The 20,621-nt window shown below is 62.3% G+C and carries 17 protein-coding genes; 6 read left to right on the top strand and 11 right to left on the bottom strand.

Annotated features, from left to right (window positions below; genetic code table 11):
- Positions 1–189: 189 nt before the first annotated feature.
- Both I6L32_RS11660 and I6L32_RS11665 read left to right on the top strand, forming a co-directional pair.
- Positions 190–993, top strand: coding sequence for a DUF2989 domain-containing protein (locus I6L32_RS11660; protein WP_201932542.1), 804 nt, complete (start codon positions 190–192; stop codon positions 991–993).
- Entirely contained in the window at positions 990–1,547 is a 558-nt protein-coding gene (locus I6L32_RS11665; RefSeq protein WP_048207040.1) for an NUDIX domain-containing protein, read from the top strand. The genes I6L32_RS11660 and I6L32_RS11665 overlap by 4 nt, the downstream gene beginning before the upstream one ends.
- Positions 1,548–1,609: 62 nt before the next feature.
- Here I6L32_RS11665 and sppA read toward each other — a convergent pair whose 3' ends face one another.
- A complete protein-coding gene (gene sppA / locus I6L32_RS11670) occupies positions 1,610–3,454 on the bottom strand; it encodes a signal peptide peptidase SppA (protein WP_216943912.1) in 1,845 nt (614 codons plus the stop codon).
- A gap of 321 nt (positions 3,455–3,775) precedes the next feature.
- Between sppA and I6L32_RS11675 the strand changes: the two genes are divergently transcribed.
- From I6L32_RS11675 to I6L32_RS23530, 3 genes are all read left to right on the top strand, one after another.
- A complete protein-coding gene (locus I6L32_RS11675) occupies positions 3,776–5,803 on the top strand; it encodes an NADPH-dependent 2,4-dienoyl-CoA reductase (protein ID WP_216943913.1) in 2,028 nt (675 codons plus the stop codon).
- Positions 5,804–5,910: 107 nt separating this feature from the next.
- Positions 5,911–6,459, top strand: a complete 549-nt coding sequence (locus I6L32_RS11680; RefSeq protein ID WP_216943914.1) for an NAD(P)H nitroreductase — start codon at positions 5,911–5,913, stop codon at positions 6,457–6,459.
- Positions 6,460–6,998: 539 nt separating this feature from the next.
- Positions 6,999–8,078, top strand: coding sequence for a methyl-accepting chemotaxis protein (locus tag I6L32_RS23530; RefSeq protein WP_216943915.1), 1,080 nt, complete (start codon positions 6,999–7,001; stop codon positions 8,076–8,078).
- 20 nt (positions 8,079–8,098) lie between these two features.
- On the opposite strand, the gene I6L32_RS11690 is transcribed toward I6L32_RS23530, so the two are convergent.
- From I6L32_RS11690 to I6L32_RS11700, 3 genes are all read right to left on the bottom strand, one after another.
- The gene (locus I6L32_RS11690; RefSeq protein ID WP_216943916.1) at positions 8,099–8,647 is read right to left on the bottom strand and encodes a sugar O-acetyltransferase; all 549 of its coding nucleotides are present in this window, start codon (positions 8,645–8,647) and stop codon (positions 8,099–8,101) included.
- Positions 8,648–9,075: 428 nt separating this feature from the next.
- Positions 9,076–9,954, bottom strand: a complete 879-nt coding sequence (prmA, locus tag I6L32_RS11695) for a 50S ribosomal protein L11 methyltransferase (RefSeq protein ID WP_216943917.1) — start codon at positions 9,952–9,954, stop codon at positions 9,076–9,078.
- Between the two features lie 531 nt (positions 9,955–10,485).
- A complete protein-coding gene (locus I6L32_RS11700) occupies positions 10,486–11,502 on the bottom strand; it encodes a zinc-binding alcohol dehydrogenase family protein (protein ID WP_069784403.1) in 1,017 nt (338 codons plus the stop codon).
- A gap of 100 nt (positions 11,503–11,602) precedes the next feature.
- On the opposite strand from I6L32_RS11700, the gene I6L32_RS11705 reads away from it, so the two are divergent.
- The gene (locus tag I6L32_RS11705) at positions 11,603–12,475 is read left to right on the top strand and encodes a LysR family transcriptional regulator (protein ID WP_042014452.1); all 873 of its coding nucleotides are present in this window, start codon (positions 11,603–11,605) and stop codon (positions 12,473–12,475) included.
- Here the strand turns inward: I6L32_RS11705 and I6L32_RS11710 are convergent, their stop codons facing one another.
- The 7 genes from I6L32_RS11710 to acs all read right to left on the bottom strand — a co-directional run bounded on the left by I6L32_RS11710 (position 12,476) and on the right by acs (position 20,486).
- Positions 12,476–13,900: a PTS transporter subunit EIIC gene (locus I6L32_RS11710; protein ID WP_216943918.1), complete on the bottom strand. Its 1,425-nt coding sequence runs from the start codon at positions 13,898–13,900 to the stop codon at positions 12,476–12,478.
- Between the two features lie 87 nt (positions 13,901–13,987).
- Complete coding sequence (gene panF / locus I6L32_RS11715) at positions 13,988–15,445, bottom strand: sodium/pantothenate symporter (RefSeq protein ID WP_216943919.1); 1,458 nt, start codon at positions 15,443–15,445, stop codon at positions 13,988–13,990.
- Complete coding sequence (locus I6L32_RS11720) at positions 15,435–15,683, bottom strand: YhdT family protein (protein WP_039040309.1); 249 nt, start codon at positions 15,681–15,683, stop codon at positions 15,435–15,437. Before I6L32_RS11720 ends, panF begins: the two co-directional genes overlap by 11 nt.
- Before the next feature lie 269 nt (positions 15,684–15,952).
- A complete protein-coding gene (gene accC / locus I6L32_RS11725) occupies positions 15,953–17,293 on the bottom strand; it encodes an acetyl-CoA carboxylase biotin carboxylase subunit (protein WP_010675406.1) in 1,341 nt (446 codons plus the stop codon).
- 15 nt (positions 17,294–17,308) lie between these two features.
- Complete coding sequence (gene accB / locus I6L32_RS11730; RefSeq protein WP_010675405.1) at positions 17,309–17,770, bottom strand: acetyl-CoA carboxylase biotin carboxyl carrier protein; 462 nt, start codon at positions 17,768–17,770, stop codon at positions 17,309–17,311.
- 36 nt (positions 17,771–17,806) lie between these two features.
- Complete coding sequence (aroQ, locus tag I6L32_RS11735) at positions 17,807–18,256, bottom strand: type II 3-dehydroquinate dehydratase (protein ID WP_039040307.1); 450 nt, start codon at positions 18,254–18,256, stop codon at positions 17,807–17,809.
- Between the two features lie 283 nt (positions 18,257–18,539).
- On the bottom strand, positions 18,540–20,486 hold the full coding sequence (gene acs, locus I6L32_RS11740; RefSeq protein WP_180911416.1) for an acetate--CoA ligase: 1,947 nt from the start codon (positions 20,484–20,486) through the stop codon (positions 18,540–18,542).
- Positions 20,487–20,621 lie beyond the last annotated feature (135 nt).

Below are 20,621 nucleotides of genomic sequence, written 5' to 3' on the forward strand. Positions count from 1 at the left end.
GTTGTTGAAGCAAGTTGCCTGGGCAAATTGAAATTCGTCGAAGGCAGATCAGTGTAGGGCTGATGGTTTCGTTATATTATTCTGCAATCGCGGCCTTATACGGCGCGCGCATTGTAATGGATATGTAGCCTGTTTGCTAGTTGGCGGTGGCCGGTGCGGGTTGCGATTGTTATCAACCAGATGTGAACCATGACCCTATTCTCACAGCGTCCGTTACTGCTTTCCCTCGCTTGTTGCCTGACGTTGACGGCCTGCGACGACGACAGGATCCACAACATCTGCTCCCAATATCCCGCCCTGTGCGCGGACCTGGTGGACGACGGCTGGTGTCGCTATGAGCGCAGCGACGTCATTCGCGGTCGTTACTATCTCCAGGAAGAGGGGACGGACAGGCGCAAGTACGATCTGATGCGCGGCCTGGAACGTTATCTGCAGTGCGCCGAGCACTCCACCAATATCGAGTACAAGCGGGCCAGGGAGCAGAAGAGCCCCAGAGTGGAAGGGATGCTGGCCGCCGGCCGGCAACTGGAGCAACTGGACGCTCAGACCCGTGGCTCCCGAGATCCCTACCTGCTGCTCTGGCACTGGACCAACAACACCAGTCCCGAGGCCCGCGCCAGCTTCCTCGCGCAGGAGGGAACGCCGAGCCTCGAGGAGCCCGAGCTGCAACTGGCGCTCGGCGGCATTTATGCCAAGAGCGAGCCCGAGAAGGCCATCAGGCTGATGCACCATGCGCTCTCCCTCTATCGGGAGGGGGACAAGGTCAACAGCCGGATCCTCACCGCCCTCAGCACCCTCTACATGGGGCAGAAGCGATTTGATCAGGCCTATCTGTGGGGCAAGGTGAGCGAGTCATTCCAGGAGAGCCCCGAGGTCTCCGCCACCCGGCTCGGCATTTACCATGCCATCGGCAAGGAAGAGCAGGAGACGCTGGACGACCAGGCGGCCACCATCGTCGATGCACTCAGGCAGGGGAGCTACCACACACCATGAATCCGACCCTGTCAGAAGCCCGGGAGTGGGCCCATCCCTTCGATATCCGCCTCGTCCACGGCCAGATCCGCGGCGAGGACAGGGTGCTTGAACGGGCCACGGTGAGGGCCGTGGTGATGCGTGGTGATCGACTGCTGCTGGTGCACTCCCGCGTCAACGGGGATCTCATGTTCCCCGGTGGCGGCATCGAGCACGGGGAGGCGCACGATGCGGCCTTGGCCCGGGAGCTTCGGGAAGAGTGTGGCGCCGAGCTGGTGGCCGTGGGCCCCCTGCTGGGAGAGACCCGGGAGTATCGTGCCGCGCGCGAGCCGGATTACGATGCCTACTGCATCCGATCGTCCTATTACCTCTGCCGGGTCGGGGAGGACTGGAGTGCGCCGCGCCCCCAGCCCTACGAGATCCGCCTCGGCTTCACGCCGGGCTGGTTCCCCCTGGCCGAGGCCCTGCAGACCAACAAGACCCAGCTGGCGGGTCCCTGTCCCCAGTGGACGGCGCGAGAGACCCGGGTGCTGGCAGAGTTGCACCGCTGGCAAGCGTCCGGCTTGCTGACCTGACAAGGCCGCTTGCCCCATAAAAAAACCGCCTGTCGGCGGTTTTTTTATGGCTGTCCCCGGCGTCAGGGGAGACAGACCGGGCAGAAGGCGTAGGTGCCCTGGGGATCGTTGAAGCGGGTCAGCGGGTCCAGAGTGCGGTTCATCTCCAGCAGCGCCTTGCCAAGCCCGGCGGGCAGCCAGCTTTGCAGGTGCGGGGCCAGCGCCTGGGCGCTGCTGTCAAACAGCTCGCGCAGGAACTTGTCCCTGGCAGACTCTTCCGGTGCGATGGGGGTGACCTGCCAGCTCTTGAGGTTGGCGAGATCGGCGGCCGCCTTGAGGGCGTCATCCAGATTGCCGAACTCGTCCACCAGCCCCAGTGCCTTGGCATCCTGCCCGGTCCAGACCCGGCCTTCGGCGGCTTTTTCCGCCTCTTCTGGGCTAAGGCCCCGGCCTTTGCCCACCAGGCCGACAAAGCGCTGATAGGTGTCTTCCACGCTCAGTTGAATGGCTTCACCCACGTGATCCGGCAGGGCACGGGTCAGCCCGACCCCCACGAAGTCGGTGGTGCCGACGCCGTCGGTGTGTACCCCGTACTGGGAGAGCGCCTTGTCGATGGTGGCGAACATGCCGAACACCCCGATGGAGCCGGTGAGGGTGGTGGGGGAGGCGAAGATCTTGTCCGCATCGGCGGAGATCCAGTAGCCACCGGAGGCGGCGTAGCTGCCCATGGAGATGACCACCGGCTTGCCCGCCTGTTTCAGGGCCAGCAATTCGGCGCGGATCTGCTCGGCGGCAAAGGCGCTGCCGCCGGGGCTGTCCACTCGCAGTACCACGGCTTTCACCTGATCGTCACGGCGGGCTTCGGCCAGCAGATCGGCAAGGCTGTCGCCGCCGATGGTACCGGCAGGCTGGACGCCATCCATGATGGCGCCGCTGGCGGTGATGAGGCCTACCTCATCCTTGCCGCTCTGGGGGTACTGCTCCGGGATGGCGGCCAGATACTCTTTCAGGCCCACGCCCTTCCAGCCGTGATCATCGGCCTCGCCCACTTCCTTGATCACCGCCTGGGTCATCTCGTCGCGGGTGGCGAGCTGATCCACCAGACCGTTGTCGAGGGCGTAGCTGGCCGCATTGCCACCGGCCTTGCGCAGCAGTTCGAGGAAGTGATCCTTGTTCGGTGCGACGGCATCCGGCTCGATCTCCCGCTGCTCCGCCACGTCGGCCACATAGGATTGCCACAGCTGATCCAGCCAGCGCTGGTTCGCCTCCTTGCTCTCGGGGGACATTTCGTCCCGGGTGTAGGGCTCGACGAAGGACTTGTAGGTGCCGACCTTGAAGACGTGCGGGGTGATGTTGAGCTTCTCCAGTGCCGACTTGAAGTAGGTCTGGTAGACACCCAGCCCCTCGATCAGCACGGCACCACTCTGGTTGAGCAGCACGTGGTCGGCGTGGGCGGCGAGCAGATAGGCCCCCTGGCTGTAGTAGTCCGCCATGGCGATGACCGGCTTGCCGCTCTCCTTGAAGGCGTCGATGGCGGCCGTCACCTCCTGCAGTTTGGAGAGGCTGGCCCCTTGCAGACCCTGGGGTTTGATCACCAGCGCCTTGATGCGATCGTCATTCCCCGCGCTCTTGATGGCCCACAGCAGATCGGAGAGGACGATTTCGCTTGGCTGCTCGTCCCCCTTGTCCATCTGCCTGAGCAGTTGCACCGTGGGATCGGTCTGGGTGCGCTGTTCTACCAGCACACCGGAGAGATTGAGGGTGAGCGCCCCCTCGATGGGGGGGCTTGGGGTCTCGCTCTGGCTGACGCTGAAGACAATGACCAGCACGACGAGAAGAAACAGCAGGTTGACCAGCATCAAGCGGGTAAAGTTGAGCAGGCGCCAGAGGCTGCGAAAGAGCCATCCCAGACCTTTGAAAATAGACATAGCTGCGTTGTCGCCCTGTTAATGGGTTGAGAGCAGCCATTATTAACCAGTTGCGCAGCCAATTGCCATTTCCCCTTGAGTCGACTGCCTCCCCGCCACTTCGGAACACGGCTGTTCGCTGAAAAAATGTCCAAACATTTGTTTGAAAAAGAGTTTTCGATTCTTTACTCTAGCTCCAGTTTGATAACAAAAAATTAACTGAAAGGCCCGATGAGCCGGCCCAACCTCCACCCACCCCTTCTTTTTACTGCCCGTCACCCGAGGCAGCCAGGAAGGCTGGAGCATGACCCCGTGCACATCGACCTCGACAAGGAGTGCATCATGAGCCGTTATCCCACGCTGCTGACCCCCCTCGATCTGGGTTTTACCCAGTTGCGCAACCGCGTACTGATGGGGTCCATGCACACCGGCCTCGAGGAGGAAAAGGGGGGCTTTGACAAGCTGGCCGCCTTCTATGGTGAGCGGGCCCGTGGCGGGGTCGGTCTCATCGTGACCGGCGGTATCGCCCCCAATTTGCGGGGGCGGCTGGTGCCCCACGGCTCCCAGCTGAGCTTTCCCTGGCAGGTAGCCAAACACCGCAAGGTGACCGAGGCAGTGCACCGGGAAGGGGGCAAGATAGCGCTGCAGATCCTTCATGCGGGCCGCTACGCCTACCATCCGTTCAGCCTGGCGCCGAGCGCCCTCAAGGCTCCCATCTCCCCGTTCAAGCCGCGGGCCATGAACGAGCGGCAGATCCGCGGCACCATTCGCGACTTCGCCGCCACTGCGGCGCTGGCCAAGGCGGCCGGTTATGACGGGGTCGAGGTGATGGGGTCGGAAGGCTATCTCATCAACCAGTTCATCTGCGAACGCACCAACAAGCGCACCGATGGCTGGGGCGGCAGCAGCGAAAACCGCATGCGCTTCCCGGTGGAGATTGTCCGCGCCATCCGTGAGCGGGTGGGCACGGATTTCATCATCATCTTCCGCCTCTCCATGCTGGATCTGGTGGAGCAGGGCTCCTCCCTTGAGGAAGTTATCGCACTTGGTCGGGCACTAGAGCAGGTGGGGGTGACCCTCATCAACACCGGTATCGGCTGGCACGAGGCGCGCATTCCCACCATCGCCACCAGCGTGCCGCGCGGTGCCTTCAGCTGGGTGACCGCCGAGCTGAAAAAGCACCTCAAGGTGCCCCTCATCACCACCAACCGCATCAACACCCCCGAGGTGGCGGAGCGCATCCTGGCAGGCGGCGAGGCGGACATGGTCTCCATGGCGCGCCCCTTCCTGGCGGACCCCGAGTTCGTCATCAAGGCGGCTGAAGACAGGGCGGACGAGATCAACACCTGCATCGCCTGCAACCAGGCCTGCCTCGACCACGTGTTCAAGCAAAAGCGTGCCTCCTGCCTGGTCAACCCCCGCGCCTGTTTCGAAACCGAGTTGACGTTTGGCCGGGTGCCCCAGCCCAAGAAGCTGGCGGTGGTGGGGGCGGGTCCTGCGGGGCTGGCGTTTGCCTGCTACGCCGCCGAGCGGGGCCATCAGGTAAGCCTGTTCGATCAGGCGAGCGAAATCGGCGGCCAGTTCAACTTTGCCAAGCAGATCCCGGGCAAGGAGGAGTTTCACGAAACCCTGCGCTACTTCGCCAAACGGCTTGAGAAGTGCGGCGTCGAGCTCTATCTGGGCCAGCGCCAGAGTGCCGAGAGCCTGCTGGGCGGCGGTTTTGACGAGGTTATCCTCGCCACCGGCATCCGCCCGCGCACTCCCAACATTCCGGGTATCGAGCACCCCAAGGTGTTGAACTACCTCGATGTCTTGCGTGATCACAAGCCGGTGGGCGAGAAGGTGGCGGTGATCGGCGCCGGTGGTATCGGCTTTGACGTGGCCGAATACCTGGTGGAGAAGAGAGGATCGCCGGATGCTACAAGCCATCGCGATCACTGGCTCAAGGAGTGGGGTATCGACAAGCAACTGGGTGAGCGCGGCGGCCTGACTACCCCCGAAATCGATGCCCCCGAGCGCCAGATCTGGTTGCTCCAGCGCAAGGAGAGCAAGGTGGGCGACGGCCTTGGCAAGACCACCGGCTGGATCCATCGCACCGTGCTCAAGAATCGCAAGGTGCAGATGCTCTCCGGCGTCCAGTACCTGCGTATCGACGATGCCGGGCTTCACATCCAGGTGGGCGACCAACAGCAGTGCCTGCCGGTGGATCAGGTGATCATCTGTGCCGGACAGGAACCCCTCAAGGAGTTGCAGGCTGGTCTGCAGGCTGCTGGCAAGCCGGTGCACATCATCGGCGGTGCCGACGTGGCCGCCGAGCTGGATGCCAAACGCGCCATCCGGCAAGGGGCGGAGCTGGCTGCCGTCATCTAGCCTCCCGACCCTTTCGTATCCTGACAAACCCCTGAACCCCAGGGGTTTTCTTCATCCAGTGCTGTGCTAAGGTAGCGCCATCATCGCCTTTGACAAGGAACTGCCCCATGGATGCCCTCCATCTGTTACTCAATCGCCACTCCTGTGGTCGTCTGGCCGAACCTGCCCCGAGTGGCGAAGTGCTCGACAATATCCTCAAGGCCGGGCTGCGGGCGCCGGATCACGGCACTCTGACCCCCTGGCAGTTCATTCTGTTCGAAGGGGAGGGGCGTGAGCGTCTGGGGACATTGCTGGCCGATGCCGCCCATGCCCGTGGCGAGGATGCGGACAGTGTCGAGAAGTGCCGCGCCGCGCCACTGCGTGCTCCCCTGGTGATCGCGGTGGCGACCCGTTATCAGGCGCACCCCAAGGTACCGAAACTGGAGCAGGAGCTCTCTGCCGGTTGCGCCCTGATGGCGATGCAGATGGCGGCCCAGGCCCAGGGCTTCAACGGCATCTGGCGCTCCGGCTGGTTCATCTTCGACGAGCAGATCCATGGTGCACTGGGGCTGACACCGGAGGATCAACTGGTGGGCTTCCTCTACCTTGGCACCCCCATGCTGGAGGCCCGCAAGCTGCGCGAGTTGCCCATTCAGGACTTCGTGCGCAGCTTCTGAAGCACAGAATGCTAAAAGCCCTGATTATTCAGGGCTTTTTTGTTTTCTGACAAAGCCGTCAGGCTGTACTGATAAATGCGCACTTGCCAAGAGGGGAGAAGGGGGTTGGCCGGACATTTTTTGAATTGTGAGAGATTCTTCTCACTCCTGGTTTATTACGCTATGTAAAACGTTTGCGCCGCGTTATTATCCCACTGCCAGTTTAGAAGGTGACCCCTTCTAATTTTCTGCGATGAGAGTCGCAATTCCGTAGCACCTTTTTAGAGCCCAACGTCTTGATGACATTGGGCTTCATTTTTTTGCGGGATCGGCACGTCAGCGTTCTTTCTCCTCCGCCTCTTCTCTACCTCACCCGGCCTCTTTGTGGCGATCTTTTGCACAGCCATTGATGTGGCCTCGATTGGAATCAGGATCAGGGTCAAATATCCTGCATTTGCAGGTGAAATCCGGCCCGGGATCCGCCAGCATCGGCAGAGACAAGAGAGCCAGAGGCTTCCCTTCGACGTCGACTGCCCGCACCTTTGCCATCCGGAGGCCATATGTGGTTCAACCGCAAGCTTGAAAAAGAGAATCAACAGCTCAGGGAGACGATGCTTCTCAAAGAGCAGCAGCACCAGCGCGAGCTGGCCGAATTGCGCGCCACCATCGGTGAATACGAGCACATGCATCGCACCAGCCGGGAGCGTGGCGATCTCTTCAATCAGGTGATCTCCTGCCAGAACCAGGGAGGTGAGATGCTGCAGAGCGTGCGGGAAGCGCTGGCCGGCAGTGCCGAACACCTGATGGCGGAAAAGGGAGCGCTCTGCGAGCTGGATCAGCTCTTTGCCCAGACCCGGGGCGCCATCACCCGTCTCTCCGAGCGCGCCCATGCCATCACGGATGAGGCGGCTCGCAGCCTCGCAGCCGTCCATCAGCTTGATGCCAGCACATCCGCCATCAACCAGTTCGTGACCGCCATCCAGGGCATTTCGGATCAGACCAACCTGCTGGCACTCAATGCGGCCATCGAGGCGGCCAGGGCCGGTGAAGCTGGTCGAGGATTCGCCGTGGTCGCCGATGAGGTGCGTCAGCTGGCGAGCAAGGCTCATGAAGCCAGCAGCCAGATCGAGGTGCTGGTCAGGCAGATAGTGGCCCAGGCGCAGGAGATCAAGTCCATCATCGATGACAACCAGGCCAGTGCCGCCGAGGTGGCGACCTCCTCCTCCCAGATCGATGTGGTGGTGACCCAGGTGCTGGCACAATCAGGCCGGATGCAGCAGGTGATCCACAGTGCGGCCTCCACCTCCTTCCTCAATACCACCAAGCTGGATCACGCCGTCTGGAAAAGCACCATCTATCGGCTCATCGATCAGCAGCATTTTCACGAGCCGGTGAGCGACCACGCTCAGTGCAGGCTGGGTAAATGGTATTTCGAGGGGCAGGGCGCCGAGCTCTTCGCCCACAAGCCGGGCTTTCGTGAACTGGACGGGCCCCACAAGCGGGTCCACGAGAGCGGCAAGGCCGCCCTGCACGCGCGCGAGCAGGGGGATATCAAAAGCATGGTCGAGCAGCTCAAGACCATGGAAAACGCCAGCATGCAGGTGGTGCACTGTATCGACCGCTTGCTGGAAAGCGCCTGAGCGAGCCTCGGGCCTTCCGCTCAACCTTTGACTGGCAGCAGCCGTGCCGGGTTGCCTGCTACCCTGGCACCGGCCGGTACATCTCTGGTCACGACCGAGCCCGCACCCACGACGGCTTCCCGCCCTATGGTGACGCCGGGCAGCAGAATGGCGCCGCCGCCTATCCAGACCCTGTCTTCGATGGTGACCGGCAGCGCCGTCTCAACCCCCTGAATGCGCTTATCGGCGTCCAGCGCATGGGCGGCGGTGTAGATCTGCACGTTTGGCCCAATCATTACCTCGGCGCCGATGCGAATGGGGGCATTGTCCAGCAGGGTGGCCCCCATGTTGATGTAGCTGCCCTTGCCAAGGTGGATGTGGCGGCCATAGGTGCAGAAGAAGGGTGGGCAGATGAAGGCACCCTGGGCCAGCTCGCCGACGATCTGCAGCAGCAGTACCAGCTGTTCATCCTCCTCGTCGCTGCGATTGAAGCGGCGGTACAGGCGGGCCGTCTCCCGGCGCAACAGATCCAGCTCTGGTGCCATGCAGTTGTAAGGCTGGCTGGTGATCATCTTCTCGTATTCGGTCATGACTGGGCCTCGATGGGGTGGAGGAAGAGAGGATAAGCCATCGGGGGGCAGAGAAGCGTGAGGCTCTCCCCAGAGTGGGCAGAAGGAGAACGGGCGTCCGGAAACGACAAGGGCACCCTGGGGTGCCCTTGTCGTTCAACGACCTAAGTGTTGCCGCTGTGGCCTGTTGCTTGTCAGCCGAGTGTGCGGCTGATGGGTTGGCAACTGCCGTGGCTTGTTGCTTATCAGCCGAGTTTGCGGCCGATGGGTTGGCAACTGCCGTGGCTTGCTGCTTATCAGCCGAGTGTGCGGCCGATGGGTTGGCAACTGCCGTGGCTTGTTGCTTATCAGCCGAGTTTGCGGCCGATGGGTTGGCAACTGCCGTGGCTTGTTGTTTATCAGCCGAGTTTGCGGCTGATGGGTTGGCAACTGCCGTGGCTTGTTGCTTATCAGCCGAGTTTGCGGCCGGAGAGGCGGCACCACTCTTCCTTCACCGCAGTCGGGTCCATTTCGAACCACTGGTCATAGATGGTCTCCAGCTCTGGCGCCTGGCTTTCCAGCACGCCGGAGAGGGCCATCAGGCTGCCCGCCTTGCCGTGGCCGGCGATAAGCGGCGCCAGCTCCCGCAGCGGGCCGGCCAGGATGTTGGCGACCACCACGTCCGCTTCGACGTCTTGCGGCTGATCCGCCGGCAGGTAGAGCTCGATCTGGTCGGCTACGCCATTTCGCTCGGCGTTGTCACGGCTGGCCTGGATGGCTTGCGGATCGATGTCGATGCCGATGACCCGGGCGGCCCCCAGTTTCAGGGCGGCGATGCCGAGGATGCCGGAGCCGCAACCAAAGTCGACCACGGTTTTGCCGGCCAGATCCAGCCCGTCCAGCCACTGCAGGCAGAGTGCCGTGGTGGGGTGGGTACCGGTGCCGAAGGCCAGGCCCGGGTCCAGCATGACGTTGACCGCATCGGGGTTCGGCACGTCGCGCCAGCTCGGGCAGATCCAGAGCCGCTCGCCGAACTGCATAGGGTGGAAGTGATCCATCCATTCGCGCACCCAGTCCTTGTCTTCCAGCTGCTCCACCTTGTAGCCCACGTCTTCACCGAAGATCTGCTGGAAGAAGGCGATGGTGGGAGCCGGATCGGTTTCGGCGTCGAACAGTCCCATCACTTCGGTCTCGCCCCAGAGCGGGGTTTCACCGGGCATGGGCTCATAGACGGGCACATCCTTGGCATCCATAAAGGTCACCGCCTGGGCCCCACGCCCCAGCAGCATGTTGCTCACCTTGTCTGCGGTCTTGGCAGTGGCGTTGATTCGAATTTGTATCCAGGGCATGGCGTCGGCTCTTCATAAATGTGAAACCGCGGGATTCTATCATCATGGGCCCGTGCTGTCGTGGTTTGACCATGACCTCATGGAGAAGGGAGGCAACCCTGCCAAGTTGGCACGGTTAATGTATTCCTTCATGGGTGACGGGAAGCAACTTGTTCCCGCTGAATGCTTTGCTCTATGAAGTTCCGTCATCTTTTTTCAGCCACCTTCGGGTGGCTTTTTTTATGCCGGTGCACTGAAAAACGGTTAATTGGAAGGGAAAAGCAGAGATTGGCACGCTATCTGCAAAGTTACAGATGTCCTGCATAAGGATATGTGTGTGATTGTTACCCCAACGTTCAGGTTTTTAGGGCCATCCCGACGGGATGGCCTCTTTTTTATGGTTTTTTCGGGGGAGATGCCCCGTCAGGGACAAAGGTCACCTGCGGGGCTGTGCACTCTTGGGGCTTGTCACTGGTGATTTCACCCCATGATGGTGCATTTATTTACCTACAAGGGAATAGTCAGGACGACGATACCCGCTCTGGCGGCGCCTCAGCGATGGAAACCGCTCATGTCGATCACCAGCTTGCCCACCATGCGACCCGCTTCCAGCTCGGCATGAGCCCGGGCCAGGGTGAGGGGCGTCAGTTCGGGCACCACCTTGCTGAGGGTGGTCTTGAGCACCCCTTCATCGATCAGGGCCGCGACCCGGCCGAGCAGGTTGTGCTGCTCGATCATGTCCGGGGTCTGGAACAGGGAGCGGGTAAACATGAACTCCTGGCTGAAGGTGACGCTCTTGGGTTTGAGCAGACCCAGATCCCAGGGTTCACTGGACTCGGCGATGGTGCAGATGTGACCAAACGGACGGATGAGGCTGGCCATGGTGTTCCAGTGCTGCTCGGTGGCGTTGGTGCAGAAGATGGCATCCACCTCGCTGATGCCGAGCGCCTTGAGCTCCGCCTGCAGATGGTGATGGCTCACCACCTGGTGGGCCCCCATGTCCAGGCACCACTCCCGGGTTTCGGGGCGCGATGCGGTGGCGATCACCTCCATGCCGGTGAGCTGGCGGGCGAGCTGGATGGCGATGGAACCGACTCCGCCGGCGCCCCCGATGATCAGCAGTCGCCCGGTGCTTTCGCGGGTGAGGCTCATGCGCTCGAACAGGGTTTCCCAGGCGGTGATGGCGGTGAGCGGCAGGGCGGCGGCTTCCAGATCGGTCAGGGTGACTGGGGCGATGGCGGCGATGCGCTCGTCCACCAGTTGCAGGGCGCTGTTGCTGCCCGGGCGGCTGATGTCGCCGGCATACCAGACCCTGTCACCGGCCTTGAACAGGGTGACGTCGCTACCGACGGCGATCACCTCGCCCACGGCGTCCCAGCCCAGCACGCGGGGGCTGCTTTCGACCTTGTCCTTGGGGGCGCGTACCTTGGTGTCGACCGGATTGATGGAGGTGGCGTTGACCCGTACCAGCAGATCCCGCGGGCCCGGTGTCGGATCGGGTAGATCGCTCTCGATGAAGCAGTGGGGGTGGTTGCTTGGCAGATAGTGAGTCAGGGCGATGGCTTTCATGGCTTTTCCTTTCAAATAGCAGTGTTCGGGATTGCCACTCACCCTAGTCTGGATGATTATCAAGATTAAGATGGGTAATTGGTAAAGACTGTTTGAATATATGAACAATGTCGAACTGGAGTTGATGGGGCTGTTCGCCACCGTGGTGGAGCAGGGGAGCTTCACCGGGGCGGCCGAGGTGCTCGGTATGCCCAAGTCCTCGGTGAGCCAGAAGATCTCGCGCCTCGAATCCCGGCTCGGGGTGAGGTTGCTGCAACGCACCACCCGCAGGCTCAGCCTGACGCCCCAGGGGGAGGTCTATGTGGCCCATTGTCAGGAGCTGCTGGCACTGGCGCGCAGCGCCAATCTGGCGATGGCGCGGTTGCGCGCGGCTCCTGGAGGGCGGGTGCGGATCACTGCTCCCGAAGCCACGGGAACCTTGCTGCTTGGCCGGATACTGGCCGAATTTCGCGCCCTCTATCCCGAGGTGGTGCTGGAGCTGACCCTTTGCGATGAACAGCTGGATCTGGTGGGGGAAGGTTACGATCTGGCGCTGCGGGCAGCGCCGCTGAAAGATTCCAGCCTCATCTGCCGGCGCATCGGCCAGGTGGCGCGCCATCTGGTGGCATCTCCCGGTTACCTGGCGGCCAACGGGACGCCGCTCCAGCTCTCGGAGCTGGCCGGACACGCCTGCCTGGTACATGGCTCCTTGCCGGTGTGGCCATTGCAGGAGGGGGGCTGGCGCCCTCGCGGGGCCTGCCAGAGCAACAGCCTGTTGGCGCTGCGGGAGCTGGCACTCCATGACGGGGGGATTGCCCTGCTGCCGGCCCATGTCTGCGGCGACGATCTGGCGGCGGGGCGACTGCTCAAGGTGCTGCCGGATCTCCTGGTTCCGGTGAACCCCTTCTATCTCATCTACCCGAGCCGGGAACACCTGGCCCCCGCCCTTCGCAGCCTGATGGACTTCGTGGCCGAGCGTCTTCCCTTTGCCTGATCACTGGTGCTGGCCAAGGGGAGCCTGAGCCGGTTCGAGACCGAGCGGGACCGACTGGCGTTCCGCCAGCATGCGGATCTGCCCTTCGATGAGGCCGGCATGGGGGCCGAGCACCAGCACCAGCTGATGTTCGTTCAGCTCGACCCAGGAGAGGCAGCCCAGTCTGGCCAGGCAGGATTGATCCACCAGGGCCATGTCGCGAACCCGCAGGCTGAGGCGGGTCAGGCAGACGCTCATGGCCTGCAGGTTGTCCATGCCCCCCAGCATCTTGAGGTACTGGATAGCCAGCATCTGGGGATCGGTGGGGGCCACGGTCGCGAGCCGGGAGAGATCCTCGGCGATGGGTTTGCCCGGCAGACTGAGGGGGGCGTGTTCCAGCAGCCGGGAGAAGAGCAGGGCATAGACGACGAAGAAGAGGATGCCCAGGGGGATGAGCCAGAAGCTGTGCAGACCGGCGTGGTAGCTCAGCACCAGGTCCAGCAATCCGGCAGAAAAGTAGCTGCCCACCTGGATGTCGAGCCCGCTGCAGATGGCCAGCGATAGCCCGGTCAGCAGGGCATGGGCCAGAAACAGCCAGGGAGCGGTGAAGGCAAACAGGAACTCGATGGGCTCCGTGATGCCCACCAGTGCCGAGGTGAGCGCCAGGGTGAGCAGCAGCCCTCCCTGGGGCAGTTGTTGCATCCGCTGGCGATGGATCCAGATGGCAAAACAGGCACCGGGCAGGCCGAACATGATGACCGGATAGAGCCCGGCCACATAGCCTTCATGCAGCGGCTGGGCGGTCGAGAGGGCTTGCAGGTTGCTCTCCCCGAGCCCGATGAGGCTCCCCAGCACCTGGTGCAGGCCGAGGGGGATCAGCAGCCGGTTCAGCACGCCATAGCAGAAGGCGCCAAAGGGCGTGGTGAGCAGATCGGAGGCGAGCAGGGTGAGCCCCTGTTCCAGCAGCGGCCAGAGGATGGAGAGGGGGAGCACCAGCAGCAGGCAGGCCAGCGCCGAGAGCAACATGCCCGGCAGATCTTCTTGCAGGGGGCGCAACCAGCCCGGCAGCCGCAGAGTGCGGGCCCGGGAGCAGACCATGGCGGTGACGAGCCCGGCCAGCAGGCCGCAGATCATGTCCGCATGCAGCCCGGGCACCAGGGTGCCCAGCGCCGAGCTCAGCAGCAGGAAGTTGACCGCACCGGCGAGCGCCTGGGCTCCTTGCCCCTGGCGACTCAACCCGAAGGCGATGGCCACCGCATAGATGAGCGGCATCTGGCTGAAGAGGGCACGACCGGCGAGGGAGAGCACCGCCAGATCCAGCACGTCCGGTTGGCCGAGCCGGTGGAGCAGGGCGGCCAGGGGCAGGATGGAGACGGGCAGCAACAGGGCATAGCCGAGGCGCTGCAGGGACTGGGTCAGGATCTTTCTGGCGTTCTGGACTGGCATGGGGGCACGGTATTTGTGACGTGGCGCACATTTTACCCGTGAGCCCCCATTTGGGAATAGGCGAGCCTTCCTTTATTGATCCTTTTCTTAATTTTGATCAAACAATCGACGGACACGCTGATCCGGGGCAGGTGTGAGCAGGCTGACCAGGACAAAGGTCGCCAGGCCAAGGGCCAGGCTCGGGACGATGGCGTGCAGGCCGGCCACCTTGATCCCCCACTGGCTCAAGGTGCCGTAACAGAGGATGCCGCAGACCATGCTGGCCAGGGCTCCCGGGCCGTTGGCCCTGGACCAGTAGAGGCCGAGCACCAGGGGCCAGAGGAAGACCGCCTGCAGGCCGCCGAAGGCGAGCAGGTTGAGCCAGATGATCATCTCGGGGGGCTGGAGCGCCGCCAGCAGCACCAGGGTACCCAGGATCAGGGTGCAGAGCAGGGAGAGGCGCGGCACCCGGACCTCCAGCTTCTCCTGCCTGGGGTTGAGGTAATTGAGGTAGAGATCTTTCACCAGGGTGGCGGAGGCCTGGATCAGCTGGGAGTCGATAGTGGACATGATGGCCGCCATGGGGGCCGCCAGGAAGACCCCGGCCAGCCAGGGGGGGAGCACCTCCATCATCAGGGAGGGCATGATCTTGTCCGGGCTGTCCATGCCGGGCAGGATGGCGCGGCCCAGTGCCCCGGCCAGGTGCATGCCGAACATCAGCAGGGCGCAGACGATGGTGCCGATGAGGATGCCCCGGTGCAGCGCCTTGCTGTCCCGGTAGCCAAAGCAGCGCAGCGCCGAGTGGGGCAAGCCCACCACCCCGATGCAGACCAGCACCCAGAAGCTCAGCATGAAGGGCTGGGTCAGCATGTCGCCGGCCCCCTGGGGGCTCACCAGCTTGGGATCTATCTCCTTGAGCTGGTGGACAAGATTCGGCAACCCGTCACCGGCGATGAGGATGCCCGCCAGCAGGGCGCCAGTGCCGATGAGCATGACGATGCCCTGCAGGGCATCCGTCATCACCACGGCGCGAAAGCCGCCGATCACCGTGTAGAGCAGCACGCAACTGGCAAACAGGAAGAGCCCCTGCTGATAGCTGAGGCCGGTCGCCGTTTCCAGGAGGCGGGCGCCGCCGATGAACTGCACCACCATGGTGGCGATGAAGGCGAGGATGATGGTGACTGAACCCAGCACGACCACCGCCCTGCTCTGGTAGCGGGCCCACAGCATGTCGTTGATGGTCACCGCGTTGACCCGGCGGGCGATGATGGCGAACTTCTTGCCAAGCACCCCCAGGGTGAGCCAGACGGTGGGCAGCTGGATCATCGCCAGCAATACCCAGCCGAGGCCGACCTTGTAGGCGGCTCCCGGCCCGCCGATGAAGGACGATGCAGAGGTATAAGTGGCCACCAGGGTCATGGCGAGCACCAGCCCCCCCATGCTGCGGTTGCCGATGAAGTACTCCTGCATGAAGTTGCCGCCGGTCCGGTGGCGACTGGCCCAGAAACCGACCCCCAGTACCAGCACCAGGTAGATGAAGAGCGGCAGCATCAGCTCAAGATTCATGGGGTGGTACCTCGCTATCCAGGGGAATATCGACGAACAGGCGATCCACCATGAGGGCGCAGAGGCCGATGAACAGCAGGGGCATCAGGATGCAACTGAGCAGGAACCAGAGCGGCAGGTCCCACAGCTCGAGATCCTCGGGGATGAAATAAGCCGAGCCATACCAGGCGACAAAGTAGAGCAGGGTCAGCAGCAGGCAGAAGGCTGCTTCCCGACGGGCGAGTGCGAAACGGTTCACTGTGGCCTCCGACGAGTGAGCGGGGCGCAAGAATAACAAAAAAGGGCCATGTCGCCATGGCCCTTTTTTACGTTGGCGATCCGGGTGGATCGCGCAATATCCCGATGAAAGGGGTCTTTGCAGACCCGACTTCTTGTGCAGGTAGTGGCTGTTCTGTGTTGCCACCGTGCTCAATGGGTCGGGCCTCAAGCCATTACAGACCCGACTTCTTGTGCAGGTGGTGGCTGTTCTGTGCTGCCACCGTGCTCAATGGGTCGGGCCTCAAGCCATTACAGACCCAACTTCTTGTGCAGGTAGTGGATGTTAGTGCCACCGTGCTGGAAGTTTTCGTCCTTCATGATCTCTTTTTGCAGGGCGATGTTGGTCTTGATCCCTTCCACCACCAGCTCGTCGAGGGAGTGACGCATGCGGGCGATGGCCACGTCGCGGTTCTCCCCGTAGCAGATCAGCTTGCCGATCATGGAGTCGTAGTAGGGGGGGACCTTGTAACCCGCATAGATGTGGGATTCCCAGCGCACGCCCAGGCCGCCCGGCGCGTGGAAGCGCTGGATGAGACCGGGAGAGGGCAGGAAGGTGGCCGGATCTTCGGCATTGATCCGGCACTCGATGGCGTGGCCACGGATGCGGATGTCCTGCTGGGTGATCGACAGGGGCTGACCGGCGGCAATGCGCAGCTGCTCCTTGATGAGGTCGACGCCGGTGACCATCTCGGTGACCGGATGCTCCACCTGGATACGTGTGTTCATCTCGATGAAATAGAACTCGCCGTTCTCGTACAGGAACTCGAAGGTACCTGCACCGCGGTAGCCGATCTCGAGACAGGCGCGCACACAGCGCTCACCGATGAACTTGCGCATCTCGTCGGTGATGCCGGGGGCCGGCGCCTCTTCCACGACCTTCTGGTGACGGCGCTGCATGGAGCAGTCCCGCTCACCCAGATAGAGGGCGGTACCCTGACCGTCAGCCAGCACCTGGATCTCGATGTGGCGCGGGTTCTCCAGGTACTTCTCCATGTAGACCATGTCGTTCTTGAAGAACTGGCCCGCTTCGGATTTGGTCAGCGCGATGGCGGAGGCCAGTTCGGCCTCGTTGCGCACCACGCGCATGCCGCGACCACCACCGCCACCGGCGGCCTTGATGATCACCGGATACCCGATCCGCTTGGCGATGGCGGCGTTGCGCTTGGCATCGTTGTCCACCGGGCCGTCGGAGCCGGGTACGCAGGGCACGCCCGCCTTCTTCATCGCCTCGATGGCGGAGACCTTGTCACCCATCAGGCGAATGGTCTCGGCGCGCGGGCCGATGAAGATGAAGCCGGATTTCTCGACCACTTCGGCGAAGTCGGCATTCTCGGAGAGGAAGCCGTAGCCCGGGTGGATGGCGACGGCACCGGTCACCTCGGCGGCGGCGATGATGGCCGGCACATTGAGGTAGGACTCACCGCTGGCAGGTTTGCCGATGCAGATGGTTTCGTCCGCCAGGAGCACATGCTTGAGCTCCCGATCGGCAGTGGAGTGAACGGCCACTGTCTTGATCCCGAGCTCTTTGCAGGCGCGCAGGATCCGCAGGGCAATTTCACCGCGGTTGGCGATGACTACTTTGTCCAACATGGGTGGCATTTTCCCTTATTCGATGATGAACAGCGGCTCGTCAAACTCGACGGCCTGACCATTTTCAACCAGGATCGCTTTGATCACGCCGGCCTTGTCAGACTCGATTTGGTTCATCATTTTCATGGCTTCGACGATGCACAGGGTGTCGCCGACATTGACGTGCTGACCGACTTCCACGAACGGCTTGGCTTCCGGGCTGGAGGAGCGGTAGAAGGAGCCCACCATGGGGGAGCGCATCAGATGACCGCTCGGGGCGGCATCGGCAGCAGGCGCAGCGGCTGCTGCCGGAGCAGCGGCAACCGGTGCGGCAACCTGAGCTGCGGCCTGGGGCATGATCATCTGCGGGGCAACGCTAACCTGGCCGGAGAAATTACGGCTGATGCGAACGGACTCTTCCCCTTCGGAGATTTCCAGCTCGGCGATGCCGGACTCTTCAACCAGTTCAATCAGCTTCTTGATTTTGCGGATATCCATTAGCATTCTCTTTCTTCTTTATCTGATCAGTGATTATCAAGCCGCGCGCAACTGATGCACGGCCGCGGTTAAAGCGAATTGGTAACCATCGGCACCCAACCCGCAGATCACCCCCTTGGCGACATCAGACAGATAGGAGTGATGACGGAAGGGCTCCCTGGCATGAACGTTTGACAGGTGAACCTCGATAAAGGGGATGGCCACACCCAGCAGGGCATCGCGCAGGGCAACGCTGGTATGGGTGAAGGCGGCGGGATTGATGATGATGAAATCCACCTGGCCCATGGCCTGATGGATGCGGCCGATCAGCTCGTGCTCGGCATTGGATTGCAGATGTTCCAGGGTGACACCGAGTTCGCTGGCGCTGCGCGTCAGATCGGCGACGATCTCATCGAGCGTCTTGCTGCCGTAGATTCCCGGTTCCCGCTTGCCCAGCAGATTCAGATTGGGGCCGTTAAGCAGGAGGATTCGGTGATGTTGCGACATATTGAGTACATCCTCGATGATTATGCTGCTATCTATCAGCTATCTTTGGACTACCAAAAATCTAGCCAATTTTTGCACAAATCGGTGTGCCCTGACACACAGATTTCGCAATTATATTGATTTCGTGAAAATTAGCAGCATTTTACTGGTCTAATCTCTACATCTGGCTATTTATCGGCCTGGTTTGCCCGCAAGCCCTGCCTGCCACCGAACTCTGCCCTGTCCGGATCCCGAAGACAACAAAGCCGGCACGTGGCCGGCTCTGTTGACGTGGGGAAGAGACTCACGCCGCTTCCGACTTCTCGCGGATCAGCTTGTCCACGACCCCCGGATCCGCCAGGGTGGAGATATCCCCCAGGCTGTCGGTTTCGCCGGTGGCGATCTTGCGCAAGATACGCCGCATGATCTTGCCGGATCGGGTCTTGGGCAGCCCTTCGGCCCAGTGGATCACGTCCGGGGTCGCGATGGCGCCAATCTCCTTGCGCACCCACTCCTTCACTTCCTTGTGCAGCTCGCGGCTCGGCTCTTCCCCGGCGATCAGGGTGACATAGGCGTAGATGCCCTGTCCCTTGATCTCGTGGGGAACACCCACCACCGCCGCTTCGGCGATCTTCGGATGGGCCACCAGAGCGGACTCGATTTCGGCGGTGCCCATGCGGTGGCCGGAGACGTTGAGTACATCATCCACCCGGCCGGTGATCCAGTAGTAGCCGTCCTCGTCGCGACGGGCACCGTCGCCGGTGAAGTAGCGACCCGGGAAGGTGGAGAAGTAGGTCTGCTCGAAGCGCTCGTGATCGCCGAACACGGTACGCATCTGGCCGGGCCAGGAGTCGGTGATCACCAGGTTGCCCTCGGTGGCGCCCTCCAGCGGCTCACCCAGGTTGTCCACCAGAGCAGGCTGTACTCCGAAGAAGGGACGGGTGGCCGAGCCGGGCTTGAGCGCGGTGACGCCGGGCAGCGGAGTGATGAGGATGCCGCCGGTCTCGGTCTGCCACCAGGTGTCGACGATGGGGCAGCGCTCGTCGCCGATGGTGCGGTAGTACCACTCCCAGGCTTCCGGGTTGATGGGTTCACCCACCGACCCCATGATGCGCAGGCTGGTGCGGGAAGTGCCTTCGACAGCCTCCTTGCCCTTGGCCATCAGTGCACGAATGGCGGTGGGGGCGGTATAGAGGATGGTGACCTGATGCTTGTCCACCACCTGGCTCATGCGGTTGGTAGCCGGGTAGTTGGGCACCCCTTCGAACATGACGGTGGTGGCGCCGTTGGCCAGCGGCCCGTAGACCAGATAGGAGTGACCGGTGACCCAACCCACGTCGGCGGTACACCAGTAGATGTCCTCTTCGTGGTAGTCGAACACGTATTTGAAGGTGAGGGCGGCATAGACCAGATAGCCGCCCGTGGTGTGCAGCACACCCTTGGGTTTGCCGGTGGAGCCGGAGGTGTAGAGCACGAACAGGGGATCTTCGGAGCCCATGGCTTCGGGCGGACAATCCGGGCTGGCGGCGTTGACCGCATCATGCCACCAGATGTCTCTGTGCTCGTGCCAGGCCACGTTGCCACCGGTGCGCTTGAGGACGATCACCTTGCTGACCTTGGTATCCGGGTGGGTAAGGGCCTCATCCACGTTCTTCTTGAGGGGGATGGGGCGACCGCCTCGCAACCCCTCATCGGCGGTGATGACGACGGAGGCGCCGGAGTCGATGATGCGGCCCGAGAGCGCCTCCGGCGAGAAGCCGCCGAAGACGATGCTGTGCACGGCCCCGATGCGGGTACAGGCCAGCATGGCGATGGCCGCCTCCGGCACCATGGGCATATAAAGGCAGACCATGTGGCCACGCTTGACCCCCTGGGCTTTGAGCACGTTGGCAAACTTGCATACTTCGGCGTGCAGTTCGCGATAGGTGATCTTGCGATCTTCGGCCGGGTTGTCCCCTTCCCAGATGATGGCGACCTTGTCGCCGCGCTCGCTCAGATGGCGATCCAGGCAGTTGGCCGAGACGTTGAGCAGGCCATCCTCATACCACTTGATGGAGACGTGGCCCGGATCGTAGGAGGTGTTCTTGACGCGGGTGTAGGGGGTCATCCAGTCGAGGATCTTGCCCTGCTCCCCCCAGAAGGCGTCCGGATCCTGCACCGACGCCTGATACATGGCTTCATAACCTTCCTTGTCCAGCAGGGCGCCGTTGCCGATGTGGGCCTTGACCGGGTAGACCTTGCTCTCGCTCATCTCTCACTCCTGTGAATACATTTTCTTAATGATTGAGTAACAACTTATACCTTTGGTTCCCGAGGGCAATTAGACTTTTGGATAGCGACGAAGATAGCGGGCGGGAAGCCATGATGATGAAGCAGAAGGGAGCCA

Origin of the sequence: Aeromonas sp. FDAARGOS 1402 (assembly GCF_019046925.1) — a bacterium.
Classification (GTDB): Bacteria; Pseudomonadota; Gammaproteobacteria; order Enterobacterales; family Aeromonadaceae; genus Aeromonas; species Aeromonas caviae.